13 protein-coding genes are annotated in these 16,944 nt (G+C 54.9%); 7 read left to right on the forward strand and 6 right to left on the reverse strand.

From position 1 onward, the window contains the following. Positions 1-40 precede the first annotated feature (40 nt). From NMUL_RS15030 to NMUL_RS15035, 3 genes are all read right to left on the reverse strand, one after another. Positions 41-3,118, reverse strand: a complete 3,078-nt coding sequence (locus NMUL_RS15030; RefSeq protein ID WP_011381594.1) for an EAL domain-containing protein — start codon at positions 3,116-3,118, stop codon at positions 41-43. A gap of 131 nt (positions 3,119-3,249) precedes the next feature. Beyond that, positions 3,250-3,690, reverse strand: a complete 441-nt coding sequence (locus NMUL_RS11980) for a response regulator (protein ID WP_011381595.1) — start codon at positions 3,688-3,690, stop codon at positions 3,250-3,252. Between the two features lie 12 nt (positions 3,691-3,702). Next, complete coding sequence (locus NMUL_RS15035) at positions 3,703-5,652, reverse strand: PAS domain-containing sensor histidine kinase (protein ID WP_238529816.1); 1,950 nt, start codon at positions 5,650-5,652, stop codon at positions 3,703-3,705. A gap of 453 nt (positions 5,653-6,105) precedes the next feature. Between NMUL_RS15035 and NMUL_RS11990 the strand changes: the two genes are divergently transcribed. The 3 genes from NMUL_RS11990 to NMUL_RS12000 are packed head-to-tail and all read left to right on the forward strand — an operon-like array spanning position 6,106 to position 8,015. Beyond that, positions 6,106-6,753, forward strand: a complete 648-nt coding sequence (locus NMUL_RS11990) for a MotA/TolQ/ExbB proton channel family protein (RefSeq protein ID WP_011381597.1) — start codon at positions 6,106-6,108, stop codon at positions 6,751-6,753. Beyond that, positions 6,740-7,141, forward strand: coding sequence for an ExbD/TolR family protein (locus tag NMUL_RS11995; protein WP_011381598.1), 402 nt, complete (start codon positions 6,740-6,742; stop codon positions 7,139-7,141). The genes NMUL_RS11990 and NMUL_RS11995 overlap by 14 nt, the downstream gene beginning before the upstream one ends. Before the next feature lie 10 nt (positions 7,142-7,151). Then, positions 7,152-8,015, forward strand: coding sequence for a hypothetical protein (locus NMUL_RS12000; protein ID WP_011381599.1), 864 nt, complete (start codon positions 7,152-7,154; stop codon positions 8,013-8,015). Positions 8,016-8,129: 114 nt separating this feature from the next. Here the strand turns inward: NMUL_RS12000 and NMUL_RS12005 are convergent, their stop codons facing one another. Continuing rightward, a complete protein-coding gene (locus tag NMUL_RS12005; RefSeq protein ID WP_011381600.1) occupies positions 8,130-9,977 on the reverse strand; it encodes an alpha/beta hydrolase family protein in 1,848 nt (615 codons plus the stop codon). Between the two features lie 279 nt (positions 9,978-10,256). Here NMUL_RS12005 and NMUL_RS12010 point away from each other — a divergent pair, with 279 nt between their 5' ends. Together NMUL_RS12010 and NMUL_RS12015 are read left to right on the forward strand one after the other, a co-directional pair. After that, positions 10,257-12,008, forward strand: a complete 1,752-nt coding sequence (locus tag NMUL_RS12010; protein ID WP_041353252.1) for a RecQ family ATP-dependent DNA helicase — start codon at positions 10,257-10,259, stop codon at positions 12,006-12,008. A gap of 16 nt (positions 12,009-12,024) precedes the next feature. Beyond that, positions 12,025-12,621 carry a hypothetical protein gene (locus tag NMUL_RS12015; RefSeq protein WP_011381602.1) on the forward strand — a complete coding sequence of 199 codons (597 nt, stop codon included), beginning with the start codon at positions 12,025-12,027 and terminating at the stop codon, positions 12,619-12,621. Here NMUL_RS12015 and NMUL_RS12020 read toward each other — a convergent pair whose 3' ends face one another. Both NMUL_RS12020 and NMUL_RS12025 read right to left on the reverse strand, forming a co-directional pair. Then, positions 12,622-12,942 (reverse strand): hypothetical protein, encoded by a 321-nt coding sequence (locus NMUL_RS12020; RefSeq protein WP_011381603.1) that lies wholly within the window; start codon positions 12,940-12,942, stop codon positions 12,622-12,624. Positions 12,943-13,010: 68 nt separating this feature from the next. Next, on the reverse strand, positions 13,011-14,024 hold the full coding sequence (locus NMUL_RS12025; RefSeq protein ID WP_041352597.1) for a methyltransferase: 1,014 nt from the start codon (positions 14,022-14,024) through the stop codon (positions 13,011-13,013). A gap of 571 nt (positions 14,025-14,595) precedes the next feature. Between NMUL_RS12025 and NMUL_RS12030 the strand changes: the two genes are divergently transcribed. Further along, the gene (locus NMUL_RS12030) at positions 14,596-14,967 is read left to right on the forward strand and encodes an SDR family NAD(P)-dependent oxidoreductase (protein WP_011381605.1); all 372 of its coding nucleotides are present in this window, start codon (positions 14,596-14,598) and stop codon (positions 14,965-14,967) included. Next, the gene (locus tag NMUL_RS12035) at positions 14,964-16,847 is read left to right on the forward strand and encodes a glycoside hydrolase family 15 protein (protein ID WP_011381606.1); all 1,884 of its coding nucleotides are present in this window, start codon (positions 14,964-14,966) and stop codon (positions 16,845-16,847) included. Before NMUL_RS12030 ends, NMUL_RS12035 begins: the two co-directional genes overlap by 4 nt. The last annotated feature ends 97 nt before the right edge of the window (positions 16,848-16,944 follow it).

A 16,944-nucleotide genomic window follows, 5' to 3' on the forward strand; every position in this document is an offset into this window, starting at 1 on the left:
GAAAGCAAATGAGAATGGAGACTCGGTGAGGGACGGGGACTTACTGCTCGGCGCAAATGCCGTTGCTCATTGACAGACGGTAGCCACCCATGAGCACTTTGGATGCGCCCTCGAGCGGCAAAGGCTGGGAAAAATAGTAGCCCTGCATTTCGTCGCATCCGTGCCTTATCAGAAACTCCAGTTGCGCCCTTGTTTCGACGCCTTCAGCCACTACTTTCAACCCGAGGCTGTGCGCGAGCTTGATCATGGCTACGGTAATGGTTGCATCGTCGGGATCCGTCGTGACATCGCGGATGAAAGCACGGTCGATCTTGAGTACATCCAGAGGAAAGCGCTTGAGATAGGCAAGACTGGAATAGCCGGTACCAAAATCGTCCATCGATATCTGGACACCGAAGGCTTTCAGATTCTGCAAGGCGTTGGCGGCCATCTCGGCCTCCTTCATCAATACTGACTCCGTAAGCTCGAATTCCAGCAGACGCGGATCGATGTTCGTAGCCCTCAGCGTTTCCCCGATAATGCTATCCAGATCCTGTTGCTGAAACTGCCGGGCTGACAGATTGATGGCGATGGGATGCAACACCAGCCCCTGGCCCTGCCATTCCCTGATCTGCTCACAAACCGTTTTCACCACCCACTCGCCTACCGCTACGATCAATCCCGTATCCTCGAGGACGGAAATGAACTGCAGTGGAGGCACCAGTCCATGCGCGGGGTGCTGCCAGCGCAGGAGCGCCTCGAAACCGGTAATCTCTCCGTTGATCAGGCTTGCTTTGGGTTGGTAGTGAAGCACGAACTCGCGCCGTGCCAGAGCGCCGCGAAGTTGCGTCTCGATTTTCAGGCGAGCCACCGCGCGCTCATTCATCTGCGGAAGATAAAACTGATAAATCGCCGGTCCCTGCTCTTTTGCCTGGAACATCGCTGTATCCGCATTTCTGAGCAGGCTGTCTGCATCGGTACCATCGCCGGGATAGATGCTGATTCCAAGGCTTGCAGAAACATAGATCTCCTGTGTTTCCAGCTCGAAGGGTACCTGGAGCGCCGAAATAACCTTTTCTGCAATTAAGGTTGCATCTTCAGGCTGTACGAGATCAGACAGAATCAGGGCAAATTCATCCCCTCCAAGGCGGGCAACCGTGTCGCATGAACGCACACACTGCTGCAGTCTCTTTGCGACATGGATCAGCAGCTCGTCACCGGTAGAATGGCCCATTGTGTCGTTGACGATCTTGAAGCGGTCCAGATCCGCAAATACCACGCCGACCCGGCGACGATTGCGATGGGCATGTTCCATCGCCTGGCGGAGACGATCAAGAAAAAGACTTCGATTAGGCAGTTCCGTCAGGGGATCAAACTGGGCCAGGTAGGTGAGGCGCTCCTCCGTTGTCTTGCGGTCAATTGCGGTTGCGAGAATATTCGCGAGACTCTGAAGAAAATTGATACTGCTGGACGTGAAGCGCTGTGGCTCGGGCGAATAGGCTCCAAGGATCCCATAAGGTCCCCCCGCCCCCGAAATAAGCACATCTGCGCAACTGCGTATATTATGGCTCTTCAGGATGCTGGAAGGCTTGAAACGGGTTTCCGTCTGGAAGTCCTCCACAATGACGGATTGATGGCTCGCGAGTACAAAGCGATTTTGACTGTTCTCGTATGTAAACGATATTTGCCTTCCAATCCAGTCTTTCTGCCAGCCGACCCCGGATTTAAGAACAAAAGAACGGAAATCCGGCGCAAGCTGGAGCGCCTTGCAGAACTCGACATTGAGACCTTGAGAAGCAATCACCGCTGCCTGGCCCCACAACAGAGCAAGATTTCCGCTGGCGAGCGCCTGTTGCCCGAATGCGGCAATGAGTCCCTGCTGCATGGCATGCTCCTGGATTGCAAAGTCAGTTTGCTTCCGTTTGGTAATGTCGATAGCCGTCCCCACTATTCTCAGCTCATCTGGATTGGTGCTCCATTTCAACGCCTTGGCGATATGCAGATGGCGCACCGTCTTGTGTTCGCGCAAAATCCGGAAATCGAGTTGAACGCGCCCATTCTCGGCGCTGACCCGTTCCAGATGCATCTCCTGCTGGGGCAAATCGTCCGGATGGGTATAGGATTTCCATATGTCATATGTGATGCGACTCCCTGGAGCAATCCCGTAGATCTCGTACATCCGGTCATTCCAGATCATTTCATTGGTCGCAGTATTCCACTCCCAGATACCGATGGCGGCTGCTTCCGTGGCAAGAGCAAGTCGTGTCCTCTCTTCCAGCAAGACGCGCTCCCTTCTGTTCGATTCTGCCCGCAGCCAGACATTTTCTATGACAGTCGGCAATCGCTGGAGGTAGCCTGCGGTCTTCACCACGTAATCGGCAGCACCCAGTTTCAGCGACTGCCGGGCGATCTCCTCATCCTCGCTCCCGATAAAGAGAATGATGGGCAGATCAAGCCCTCGTACCTGGCAAAGCTCCTTCAGAACGTCCGTCGCCGAGGCGCCGGGCAAGCGGTAATCGAGCAGCAACACGTCAACGTCGGTCTTTCTATCCTGTTCAGCAAGATAGGAAAAAACCTCCTCAGCTGACTGAACAGATTCGATTCGAAGGTGTGGCGCAGTGGAAGCCAGTGCCTGTTTCATCGTTTCGGCGTCATGCGGATTAGGCTCGACGTATAAAACCTGGAGTACCGTGGCGCGGCGGTAAGTTTCTGTCTGGAACTTGTCGAGCGTCGCCCGAAGCACGAGTCCAAGAGTTTCGAGAAAGCGCCCGTGCTTTATGACGTAATCGTCAGCTCCTGCTCGAAGTAACGAGAGGATGGCTTCTTCTCTGCTGGAACCGGTAAGAACCACGACTGGAAGCGGCAGATGTCGTCTGCGAATCTGAGCCAGCAACGTTTCCCCACTTCCGTCCGGAAGGTTGAGGTCCGTCAGGACGATATCGTAGCGAGTAGAGACTGCCGGTTTGGCGATTGGAATACCGAGGCTGGTTCCATAGAGATCCTGGAATCTTTCCACGCGATGCAAAGCTTCCGCCAGCGAACTGACGATATCGAGCTGAATGTCGGGCGCGCGTTTTTTCAGCTCCAATCGCACCAGATCGGCATCCAGCGCATTATCCTCAAGGTACAGCACTCTCATCGGGAAACCTTTAAATGATCTCCCCGAAGGCCGGAAAAGGCTCTCGAGGACTTCGGTTTCCTATCGTATCCTCGCACCCTTCGGGGTATTGCCCGAGCCCTGCGCGACCTCGCATCCTGCATGAAACTCATTCAGAAACCTCTAATCCTTGCAGAACAATGGGTATTAAGAACAGTCCAGTAGAGCTCGATCTGCCGGGCCACATCGATGAATTTTTCGAAGTCCACCGGCTTTACGATGTAGGAGTTCGCCCCGAGCAGATAGGCTTCATGAACGTCGGCATCTTCGGAAGAAGACGTAAGCACCACCACCGGAACGGTTCCAAGCAAGGAATGCTCCCGTATGGTTCGCAGGACTTCCAGTCCGTTTACCTTGGGTAGTTTGAGGTCTAGCAGTACAACCGAAGGCGGGAGATCGCCCGTTCTCCAGCTGGAAAGAAAATCGAGCGCTTCCTGACCATCCCGCAACACTTCGAGTGGATTGGTCAGGTTGTGCCGCACAAAAGCACGCCGCGTGAGATCGACATCCATCGGGTTGTCTTCAATAAGCAGAATCGGCAACGCAGTGTTCATGAAAACACACCCCTATAAGGCCTGTTCCTGCAACTGCTCGAATGGCATAAGGCCAGACAGTGGCAGTTGCAGGTAAAAGACAGCACCGGCACCTACCTGGCTTTCCGCCCACACCCGTCCTCCCATACGCTCCATCGCTTTTTGCACCATTGCAAGCCCGATGCCCGTCCCCGGATATTCCTCGGCCCGTTGCAAGCGCTGGAATATCTCAAAAATTTTGTCGTAAAAACGCATATCGAATCCAATACCGTTGTCGCGCACGCAAAGAATGCAATTGCTATCCGAAGTCCAGGCACGGATTTCGATGGTGGGCTCTGGAGCATGGATGGAGAACTTGACAGCGTTATCGACCAGGTTGCGTAGAGCGATCGCAAGACCATCGGGATCAGCGCGAACGTGGAAATCATCCATACTGACAGTGAGGCGCACGTTCTGCAGATTATCCCCAAACTGGGCCAACACCTTTGATACGAAAGCGGGAAGCCTGATGACCATCGAAGACAGTTTTCGCCGCTCAAGTTTCGAGTAGGAGAGCAGATCTTCGATTAAATCCGTCATATGCTTGGTGGCTGAACGGACATTTGTCAGAAAACTGCGACCTTCCTCGTCGAGGCGTTCGTAGTAGTTTTCCAGCAACAGCCGGCTGTACCCGGCTATCCCACGCAGGGGCGCCCTCAGATCATGCGATACCGAATAACAGAAATTTTCCAGTTCCTTGCTCTTGGCAAGAAGCTGGGCAGTACGCTCATTCACCTTGTATTCAAGATTAACCTTGGCGTCACGCAAGGCTTCCTCCGCCTGTTTGCGCTCGGTGATATCCTTAATGGTAAGAAAAGCCAGCCCTTTACTGTTCTCGTAGCGCAAAACCGTTCCGGAATAACTGAAGATTCTCAACCACTCTTTATCCAGCCGCCTGATGCGCAGTTCCAGATCATGCAGGTGTTCGCCCCGGAGAATACGCGTCAAAGGCCATTGATCTATAGGCACGACGTTGCCCTCGGTTGTCGATAACTCATAGATCCGGGCAAAATTATGAAGACTGCCAAAAACTTCTTCCGCATTCTCGATCTCATGCATTCGCAAAGCGGCAGGATTCCAGCGGAGAAGATTACGATTGAAATCGGAGATGATAAGCCCCTCGCTCATATGCTCCATCACCACCTGAAGCCGCTTTTCTGTCTCACGCTGCGCCTCTTCCCGGAGTCTCTGATCGTGGACGTCGGTATTGGTCCCGAACCACTGCACAACCTGACCGTCCTCGTTTCTTAACGGCTCGGCGCGGGTCAGAAATACCCGGAGTTCCCCGTCTGCACCCCGCAGTGGAATTTCCATATCGAGCGGCTGCTCAGCAGCAGTAGCTTCGCTCCAACGTTTTATTACCTCCGGCAGCAGCTGGGGATCATGAACCTTTTGCCAGCCCCAGCCCATCATCTCTTCGGGAGTGGTGCCGGTATAGTCGTACCAGCGCTGGTTGTACCAGGATCTGGAGCCGTCCGTCTCCCCTATCCATGCAAGCTGCGGGATAGTATTGACCATTGTCCGGAAGCGCGCCTCATTTGCACGCAACTTCGCCTCTGCGCGGCGGCGGGCGGTGAGATCGAACGCCATTACAAGAAATTGCACTTGCTCGGGGCGGGTGGACAGCTCCAGGTGAACCTCGACCGGATAATGCGTACCGTCCGCGCGCAGATGGGTCGCCTCGAACACCAGGATTTCTTTCCCACCCTTCATGAGTGGATCAATCAAAGCCCGGAACGATGTCTCGTCGAACTCGCGTTCGACTTCCAGCAGCGTCATCTTTTGCAGCGAATCCATGCTGTAGCCAAGATTGCGCCGGGCTCCCCGGCTGGCGTACTCGAAATGCAGTGTCTGAGCATTCAGCAGATAAATTTCGTTCAGACTCTGATCGAGAATTTCTGCAATCGGGGTACGAACATTCTCCACAGTGGTAAGACGGGTCATATCGCGAGCGTTCTCAGAAGCGCACGCAACACTCCCTGTGTAGTTTTGGTTTAGGGATATCATTACGGAAAAACCTGATGCTCTTTTGCAAGAACGATTCGACTCGGAAAAAACTTGGAAAAAACAGAGCTATGAAACCCTAAAACGGGCCGGGTGAATAGCTGTAAGATTTTACAGGTGGCAGGATGAAAATTAGGCTTCAGTGTTTGATCGAAACTTTCCGCAGACTGAAAAGGACAGGAGGGTAAACAGCCCTGATCTGTAAATTTCCCCTATTCGTGAAAAAGGGAAGCGCATCTTTTTGAACCCTGCCCCACCGCGCTCACCGCATCATAAACATGTACCTGGTGGATGGAGCGCGTCTCCCCAGCTGCAGGAAATTGCAAGGCCTGGAGAAACAGTTGTCGATAATTTAATCAACATGGGACTTGTCGTCCCCGCTCGGAGATAAACATGCAGGAACTGAATGCAACCTGGACCGCGCTGAAACTCGGCGGCTTTACCGTTTTGCCGCTGTCATTGCTGGCGGTGATCGCATTGGCGATCATGCTTGAAAAAGCGTTCATCTATTGGAAGTTTGCCCGCCTGTCTCACGACCTGCTGAATCTGGTTGAGACTTACGGCTTTGCATGGGCCGATCTGGAAAAAATACTCTCCGGATTGGATGATCGCCACTACTACAAGCGCTTCTTCGAGGTTGTGATCAGTAACAGGCACCATCCGTCCTGGTGGACGGAATCGCGCGCGGCAGACGAAGCCCAGTTAATCGAGACATCGCTGGGACGCCGGTTGTGGGTATTGGAAACAATCGTCACCGCGGCGCCCCTGCTCGGGCTTGTCGGGACCGTTATCGGCATGATGCGCGCTTTCCAGGTCATTGGCGGCGAAGGGGTGGTTAACCCGACGGCCGTGACCGGAGGAGTAGCCGAAGCGCTTATCGCCACCGTCGTTGGCCTCCTGATTGCGCTGATTGCGCTCTTCGGCTTCAATTACTTCTCCCGCCTTCAATCCCAAACGATGGATGAGATGGAACGACTGGGCACGCGCCTCATCGATCATATTCGCCTGGATCAGGAGGAGAGCGGTCATGAAGCGGCGTAAACCCAGGGAATACCGCAGGGGGCGCATCGAAATCATCCCGATGATCGACGTGATGTTTTTCCTGCTTGCCACATTCATGCTATCGTCATTATCGATGCAGAATCTCGATTCCCTGCAGGTGAATCTGCCGCAAGGCGAGGCCGAGAAACTCAGCGCCAAAACACCGGTTACCCTGACCTTGACGAGCGACAGCAAAATCTTTGTCAACCGCACGCCCGTGACCCTGGAGACGCTGGGAGACACTCTCAAACCACTGCTGCGCGCTTCCGAACAGAAAGTGGTGGTATCGGCAGACAGCGACGCACCGCAAGGGATTGTCGTGCAGGCGATGCTGCGTGCTCGTAGTGCGGGCGCGCAGCACTTTCTGATCGCCGTCAAACACGAGTAATCCCGAACACATGCTCAAGTCCGGATCGAGGGAAATCCGCATCTGGTGGCCCCTGCCGCTGGCATCCGTCCTCTGGATGCTCATCATCTGGGCGTTCGGGTTCTTTCTCACCGCGCCCGAGGTGGAGGTCAAGGGGCCACCCGCAATCCAGGCCAGCTTCGTGGAATTGGCTGAAGAAACACCGGAACAGAAGGTGGCACCGGCTGCGCCACCCAGTCCGAAGGCACCCCCTGCACCCAAACCTCCCCCTAAGCCTCGGCCTCAATCGCGGCTGGGAGAAGGAGGAACCAAGCAGCCGAAACCCAAACAGGAAAAAGCAATGGAAAACCGTGAGGGCAGCAAGGAACGCCCGCCGGTTCAGAAAACTGTTCCACAGCCTTCTCCAGAGGCTGAACGCCCTAAAGACCTGCTGGCGTATATGAATGAGACACGGGAGCGGCGCCGCGCAGGCGGAATTTTCGAGGATGAACCTGCTGAACCGGAGGCGGTCGAGCGCGAGCCTTCTGAAGAAGAACTGCGCATGGCCAACGTGATGCGCAACCTCAAGGAGCCTGGCGCAAGCGGGATATTCCAGATCATCAGGATGGGACCGCGCACGGCACAGTTTCTGTTCCGTGCCTGGAAGAAGGATAGCAGCGTTCCCCGCCGGGAGTTGGTGGAAGTCGATGCCGGACCGGGTGGCGATATCCAACGGGCCGTCGTTCGAAAAATGATCGACCTGATCCGGCAATACCACAAAGGGGATTTCAACTGGGAATCTTACCGCCTCGACCGTGTGGTCGTCCTCTCCGCCCGGCCGGAAGACAGCAAGGGCCTCGAGGATTTCCTGATACGCGAGTTTTTTGGAGAGGAGGCTGCGCCGCTACGGCGATGAAGATCGCCTGGCGAAGCTATTCGCTCTCTCATGTACTACATTACGTGGAAGCAAGGGGCGGGGCAAGCCTGCCCTACACCGGTGATATCGGAAGGTGGGGGGAAGGACGTTGTCCTATTTTTCCACTTGGCTTGCAGTCTTGTTCACATCACCTTTCAGATACTTGTCCAGAAACTCCAGTATTCGCCGATTCGCCTCGATCTGGTTTTTTTTCTTGGTAAAACTATGGCCTTCATCAGGGAAAACAATGTACTCCACCGGAATGCCATGCTTCCTGACCGCCTCCACCATTTCATCGCTCTCGGCCTTGACCACACGAGGGTCATTGACTCCCTGGATGACCAATAAAGGCTTTCGTATTTCCCTGGCATGGAACAGGGGGGAAGTCGCAACAAGAAAATCGATGTCCGCCACGGGATCGCCAATTTCATCATAAATGGCTTTGCGGACGGACTCCCAGTAAACAGGAATGCTCTCCAGGGTACGCAGCCAGTTGCTGACGCCGAAAATGTCCACCCCTACCTTGAAAGCTTCAGGCCGGAACGCGAGGGCTGCAAGTGTCATGTAACCGCCATAACTCGCGCCCATGATGCCGATGCGCTCATGGTCGATGTAACCGAGACTGGCCAGAAAGGTCTTCGCTTCCACACAATCCCACAAGGGCTCTCGTCCGTGCTTGCGGTTGGCCGCGGTAAAGAAGGTTTTACCATAGCCGGAGCTTCCCCGGTTATTGATGCCCAGCACGGCATATCCATGATTCACGAGGTACTGAATCTGGGCGTTATAACCCCGCATGGTCTGCCCGCCGGGTCCTCCATGAACGTACACGATGGCAGGCACCTTGTTGGTGCCTGATGCTTCATGCGGCTTGTAATAGATGGAGGGAATCATCATTCCATCGAAGGATCGGAACCGCACCACTTCCGCCTCCACCAGATCTGATGGATCGATCTCCTTGTTCAGGCTTTGCGTGAGTTGACGAAACTGCCCGGTGCTGAAATCGTGCACGAACAGATTATCGGGAGAGCGGTCGCCATTTACGTAGAAGGCCATGCGCGTGCTGTTTTGCGAAAAGACCACACCCCGGATTTCTCCCTGGGGTAGTGCTGGCAGTTTTACAGGTTTCTCCCTCTCTCCATCTTCAATTTCGACAACACGAACGACAATGCTTCCATCTGCGTTGATGCCAGTTACGCGGAATCGGCCATCGTATGAGAAATAGGTGTACATCACGTCCCACTCGGCACTCTCGTGGTCGCAGACGACCCCTGAAGTGAGATCATAGGTGCACAAATGCTTGAATTCGCTTCCCTCCGTGGTAAGAAAGAAGAGCTTGCGCGAAGTGGAATCGAAGGTCTCAGCATGGAAACTGATGGAGCCCTCATGCGGCGTGAGGTGCCTTACTTCCCGTTTTTCGACATCGAACAGGTAAATGTCACTGTCCGATGCGGTATGCGAGCGGTTCAGTGCAATCCAGCGCTCATCGCGACTGATGGGCCCAAGATCGAACCCCTGGTGATTCCGGTACAGCAAGGTTCGCGCAAAAGTCTCGGCGTCATAACGGTATACATCGAAGAATCTGGCATCAAGCTCATTGGTAGCGACGTAAAAAGCCTGTCCATCGGGGCTCCAGCCCATGAATTGCGCCTTGAGCTTTTCTCCCGGTGTCAGATCTTCCTCCTCGCCGTCGGGGGCGAGCAGGAACAAATGATAATTTTCATCGCCATGATAATCCCGGGTAATCAGTACCCGATCATCATGCGGAAAGAAGCTGACCGAAAACGTGGTATCGCTGGCGGAGCAGGTCAACGCCTCTGCCGTACCACCTGTCACTGGCAGCGTGTAGGCATTGAAAATACCCGATTCATTACTGCTGAACAGGATGCGCTCCTCATCCGCGCTGAACGACGCCCCCATTATGGAGGTCGTCGCCATGAATTGTTCAATGGTGTAGCGTTTCATATCGAGCGTCCCCGCGATGCTGGATTTGGATTTTGGCTCGCGATAAACCTGAATAGAGCTGGAAGGAGCCGGGGATCAAACAATTGTCTGCCAGCGTCCAGTAAATAAGTAAAGCAGGCATACATATTAAAAGCCCATGGTTGAGATTATATATTAGGCGCCGCACGGAACCACTCACCATTTTTCTTCATCATCAAGCGATACGGCTTTACTGCCAGATACATGAAATGCATAAAGCGCAGCAACCGAGTTCAACCGGAAGAAAATGCGAACAGAGCGATGACAACCAAAACTTACGATATGGAGAGTCCTGATGCTGATAGGGAGGAACCGGAGCAGGATGATCTGGAGGAAAGCCTGCATCAGATATTTGGCCTGGCACACCTGCGTCCCGGCCAGAGAGAGGTCATCGAAAGTGTCTTGAACGGGCGGGACACGCTTGCCGTAATGCCCACCGGGGGCGGTAAGTCCCTGTGTTACCAGTTGCCTGCACTCAATCTGCCGGGCACGGCGATTGTCGTTTCCCCTCTGATTTCGCTGATGAAAGACCAGGCCGAGAAGCTCGAAGAGATCGGAGTTGACGCGGCGCAAGTCAACAGCATGCTGAATGCGGAGCAGGAGTCGGAGGCGCTGGAGAATATTCGCAATGCAGATAGCGATGTCGTATTTGTGACGCCTGAACGGGTGTCCCATCCGGATTTCATCGCCGAGCTGCAGGCCATCCCGATAAATCTGTTCGTCATTGATGAGGCCCACTGTATTTCCCAATGGGGGCACGACTTCCGTCCGGCTTACCTGGGACTGGGAGACGCGATCAAGGCACTGGGAAAGCCAACGGTACTCGCGCTGACAGCCACTGCTACACCTGAAGTCATCGAGGATATTGCGCAACAACTCGGGCGTAGTTCCATGCATGTGGTCAACACCGGCATCTACCGGCCCAACCTGAATTATTCTGTCTTACAGGTTACGAATCCGGAAGAAAAGCTGGAGAAGCTGCAAGATTTGATTCAGAAAAGCCAGGGAAGCGGAATCATTTATACAGCCACGGTGAAAGCAGTGGAAGAGCTCGCTGCAGCACTCGCCGGAACGATTGCCGACATCGCGCTCTACCACGGACGCCTGCCGCGCAAAACGCGCACAGAAAACCAGGAAACCTTCATGGAAGGCAAAAGCAGGATCATGGTGGCGACGAATGCTTTTGGCATGGGAATCGACAAACCTGATATCCGCTTCGTGGTGCACTTCCAGATGCCCGGCACACTCGAAGCATACTACCAGGAGTCGGGCCGTGCCGGCCGGGACGGCAAAACGGCCGAATGCACGCTGCTTTACGACGCGCAGGATAAGCGCATTCAGCAATTTTTTCTGGCGCGGCATCATCCCGACCAGGAGGACTTGCGCGAAGTGTACAAAGCAGTGCAAGACTTATCACCCGGTTCGCCGGCAATCAGAATCGATCAACTGCAAGAGAAAATCGGCAAATTTTCGGTTCGCAGGTTGCAGGTGATGCTTAGACTGTTGGAAGAACACCGCATCCTCAAGCGGGACAAGACGCTGGGCTATCGCCTGCACAAAAAGGATGTGAAAGCGGAAGACCTGCTCAGACTCGCGGAAAATGCGCACAGGAAAGCGGAGCATGAGCGGGAGGCTCTGGAGCGCATGGTATTTTATGCCCAGAGCGGTTTTTGCCGCTGGAAGGTGCTGCTGGAGTACTTTGACGAGAAAGTCGAGTGGAACCATTGCGGCCACTGCGATAACTGCATCAATCCGCCCGAAAACGAGCTTTCAGCGCGCCCTGTCCAAAGACAGGATAAAACGGGGCAAACGACTCCTGATACCGATCCATCCCCCACCGAGAAGGAGTTGATTGTGGGGGCGGAGGTTGAGGTCGAGAAAGTGGGCAAAGGCAAGGTCGTGAACATCCGCTACGACATGGTGACAGTCCTTTTCCCTGACAGTCAAAAACGCATTTTTATGAAAAACTACGTAAGGCCGCTCCAGCAAGCAGCGGAGAATAAGGGCAAGTAGTTCCTGGGGAGGGTACATGCTGAACGATCCTGTTGTTCTCATCCTGATGTACTTTATTCTGCCACTTTGGCTGGCGGCCGGATTCGCGGATTGGCTGTGCCATCGTGTGTCTCATATCGAAACGACCAGCGGGGCAAAGGAGTCTGTCTTCCATCTCATCATGCTCGCCGAGATGGGCCTGCCCTTGCTTGCCGCCATTTTCCTTCAGGTAAACGCCGGGATTATCGCCTTCATGATTGCCGCCTTTTTCCTCCATGAGATCACCGCGCTTTGGGATGTGAGCTATGCGGTAAAGGTACGCAGGGTCTCACCCATCGAGCAGCACGTGCACAGCTTCCAGGAGATGATTCCACTCATGGCAATCCTGCTCTTGATCTCCCGTCACTGGGGGCAATTCCAGGCGCTTTTCGGGTTCGGACCCGAAACGCCGCGGTTCGACCTCTCCTGGAAGGAAGAGCAGCTGCCGGTAATTTACATAATTTCCATCATGACGGTTGCGCTGCTGTTCGAGATTATCCCCTTTGTAGAGGAGTTCTTACGCGGGCTGCGCGCGAACCACGGGAAGCTTGTGCCCACGAAAGCCTGGACGGGCGACGACGAGAATCCCGAGTAGTCAGGATTGAGACTTTTCCGTATCGTTGCATCTGATTTGCCACAAAAGCTCCCCATCCTTATCCAGGGCGCGCATGGGATCGAGGATGATGGGTGTTTGCTGGTCAATGAGCACATAACCATTCTTGCAAATTTCATTGGCGCCCTTCGTCAACGTTCGAGTTGCCCAATCCCGGCTGTTGGCACAAGGTCCCATGCGGGTTTTAATGAAATAATGGGTAGTTCCATCCCTCAATTTCATCGAACTTTGCGTGTATTCAGGCGTGCCTGCACAGGCATGCAGTAACGGAACGGCCAGCAGTGTAAGAACCCGGATTTTCATGATCTTCCGAATATGAGGGAGGCTGATGATACAGGAGAGGGCGAGCCTGGCGGAATGAGAAAAGGATTTTATTTGATGCCAATCACCATGGAATCAGTGCCCACAAGAGGTTCCACGCGAGTATTGGAAAACCCCGCCTCTTTCATCCATGCCATGCAATCCGCGCCGGTGAAATCGAAGCCTCCCGGCGTTTCTATCAGCATGTTCAGACTCATCATCAGGCCGAATGCATTCTGTGACCGGTCATCGTCTATGAGAGACTCATACACAACGAAGGCGCCCCCTGCCGGGAGCGCATCGAACGCCTTGCGAGTGAGCATTTTTTTCGTAGAGAGGTCCCAGTCATGCAGGATATGGCCCATCAGCACCACATCTGCCTGAGGCAGATCTTCCTCGAAGAAATTGCCAGGCACGAAAGAAACGCGATCAGCCACGTTCGCAGTTTGAGCGTACTGCTCGAAAATCGGACCTACCTCCGGGCGGTCGTAACCCATCCCGCGCAAATGAGAATTGGCAAGGGCGATCTGCACAGCGAGGTCCCCCTGTGCCGTGCCGACATCAACGAACGTATGATAGCCGTGCCATGGAAAAGCGCGCGCAATGGTCATGTTCGCCGCGCGGCTCACTCCAGTCATGGCGGCAAGAAATTCTTTCAATCCGGCAGGATCGGCATAAAGCTTCTCGAAGAGATCGGCCTCACCCGTTCTGATTTCGTTCTGCGGTTTGCCAGTCAGGAGCGCCTGGGTAAGATCGCTCCAGATCGGATAGAGCCGCCGATTCGCCATCTCCAGAATGCCGCCAATGTATGATGGCTTGTTGCGGTCGAGAAACAGATCGGTTTCGGACGTATTGCTGTAGCGGTCACCTTCACGGTCCAGAAAGCCCAACGCTACAAGGGCATCCAGGAAATCGCGCGCACCGCGTGGGTGCAGCCCTGCCTGTTCGGCAAGGGCATCCAAACTCAGTGAACCTTGCGCCAATCGAGTGAACACACCCAACTCGACCGCAGAAAGCAGAGTCTTTGCCGGCCAGAAAGCCATGCCGGTTTTAAGAATATTCTCCGGGGTAAGCTGGTTTGTCATTTGTTTTCCTGAGTAAAGGAGAATTGCTAAAAAACGGAGTATTTCATGTACGCGCGGGTTTCCTCCGCAACGCGCGTTACGCCTGTTTCGGTGACTGTTGGTCCGTAAACAGGAAACGGGAATTGCGGCTGGATATATCATACCTATGTTGTCCGGATTTGCCATGAAATCAACCCGAAAGAAGATGCACGGGTCGAATCACCGAGTTTTGCTGAGTGAACCCACTCCCCTTCAAAGAAACAAACCCAGCTCAATTTCTTTTTTCTGCCTGGGTTCCAGTTTGACGCGCTTGTGAAGGCGTGCTACGTTGAAATCAATGCTCCGCGAATTACAAGATTCACAGGACCTCTGTCTGTAATCGTCGTCTGGGACGCCTGGAAAGCTTTAGGAATCGAAGCTGCTTCGAGAGTCCGGGATAAGTTGTTCGGGGGTTCATGAGGTGCTCCCGGCGCTTCAACCTGTCGACCCGTCTCAAGCGGGAAGCGACGGAAGCATGTCAAGGCAGACGTTTTGTACCCGTTCAATTCTTCGATCAGCAGGGTAGCTATTGAGGATCAGGGAAAAGAATCCAATGAACACAAAACGGCGCGCGATCAGCAAGGATACGTTCGGTCTTTCCGGGCAGATTGCCGTGCTGACCGGAGTGTCTTCAGGCATAGGCCGCGCTTGCGCCCTTGCCTTGGGGCGCGTGGGCGTGAAGGTGGTAGTCAATCCCCTTCCTGAGGCCAGCGACGAGGCAGCCGAGGTGTGCCGAGAAATAGAAGCCGTCGGCGTGGACGCTTTTGCCTATGCCGCCGATGTGAGTAACGAAACTCAGCTCGCGGCTATGTTCACGGAAACGGTGGCACGCTTCGGCACTCTCCATATTCTGGTGAACAACGCCGGAATAATGTTCGCCGATGGCGCAATGTCGACCTATCCCGCGTTCCGTCGCGCGGGATGAGCAAACCTATCGAAGAATACGGATTCATCGGTAACATGCTGAGCGGAGCGCTCGTCGCCCGTGATGGCTCGATGGATTGGCTTTGCCTTCCACGGTTCGATTCCGATGCATGCTTCGCCGCACTGCTGGGGGCATCCAAGCATGGTTATTGGCAGATTTCCCCGGCTGGCGAGAGTAACCGCTCTAGTCGGCGTTATCTGCCCCATGCACCGGTCCTCGAAACCACCTTCGAGACAGAGGGTGGCATCGTGACGCTCGTGGATTTCATGCCGCTTTCAAATGACCCCGAGAGAGTCGATGTCGTTCGCCTTGTACAGGGGGTGTCGGGCAAGGTGCGGATGCGGATGGAGTTGGCCCTGCGCTTCGGCTACGGCAAGACCATTCCCTGGGTACGCCGCCGCGACTACGGCATCCACGCCGTTGCCGGCCCGGATGCGGTGGAACTGGCAACTCCTGTCACCCTGCGCGGCGAGGACATGCGCACCGTTGCCGAGTTCGAGGTGGGAGAAGGCGACGTTATCCCCTTCACGCTCGCCTATCATCCCCTACATCGAGAGCCTCACTTCATTGACGACGGCAGGAAGAGGCTCGAGCACACACTTGCCTGGTGGCGGGAATGGACCCGTATCTGCCAGCTCTCGGAACTGGAGGAACCCGGATGGAACGATGCAGTCGAGCGTTCGCTCATTACGCTCAAGGCACTCTCCTACCAACCAAGCGGGGGCATCGTCGCGGCGCTTACGACCTCCCTCCCCGAAGAGCTCGGCGGAGTCCGAAACTGGGATTACCGCTACTGCTGGATCCGCGACGCCACACTCACGTTATATGCATTCATGAATGCAGGATGCTTCGACGAGGCCGGGGCATTCAGGGAATGGATGCTTCGAGCGGCTGCGGGCGCCCCTGATCAGATGCAAATCATGTATGGGATCGAGGGTGAACGCCGCCTGACTGAAATCGAACTGCCTTGGCTGCCGGGTTACGAGAACAGCCTCCCCGTGCGCATCGGCAACGGTGCGCATGAGCAGATTCAGGTAGACGTGTTTGGCGAACTGATGGACACACTTTATACCGCCCGCAAGTCGCAACTCGGGCCGCATCAGGAAGCCTGGCGGTTTCAGCAAGCGATTCTTTCCCGACTGGAGAGTCTGTGGCGTGGGCCAGACCAAGGCATCTGGGAGGTGCGCGGTAGCCCCAAGCACTTCGTCTATTCGAAAATGATGGCTTGGGTCGCGTTTGATCGGGCCATAAAAGCTGTGGAGCAATTCGGCTTCCCTGGTCCTGTCGGGAAATGGCGCACGCTCCGCGATGAAATTCATCGGGAAGTGCTGGCGCGCGGCTATGATAAGGAACGGAACACATTCGTGCAGCATTACGACGGCGTGGGACTGGATGCCTCCCTGCTGCTGATGGCCGAGGTAGGATTTCTCCCACCGGACGATCCCCGCTTTCGGGGAACGGTAGAAGCCATTGAACGCGACCTGATGGAAGATGGACTTGTGCTGCGTTACCGCGTTGGCGAAACCAAAGACGGGCTCGCCGGCGAGGAAGGAACTTTTCTCGTTTGCAGCTTCTGGCTTGCTGATGCCTATACAATGATCGACCGCGGTCACGATGCGGCAGTTCTTTTCGAGCGCCTCCTGTCTCTACGCAACGACCTCGGGCTTCTTGCCGAGGAATACCACCCCCGCCACCGGCGGCAACTGGGAAACTTCCCCCAAGCGTTTTCCCACGTGGGTTTGATCAATACGGCATACAACCTTCGCCGCATCAACGGCCCCGCCCAGCAGCGCGCTGATCGCAGCGCGTCGCCTCATGCCACTCACACCTCCTGGACCGGAACCGCGGGCGAGCAGCACCGCGAACGATCGATAGACTAAACTCCCTTTCGAAGTTCCGTCACAGGACTTTTTCGACGCATCGAAACACGGTGCAGAGAAAAGCAAGTCTGCCGGCAAACATCGATAAGCCAAGACT

This window comes from Nitrosospira multiformis ATCC 25196 (assembly GCF_000196355.1).
In the GTDB taxonomy this organism is placed as follows: domain Bacteria; phylum Pseudomonadota; class Gammaproteobacteria; order Burkholderiales; family Nitrosomonadaceae; genus Nitrosospira; species Nitrosospira multiformis.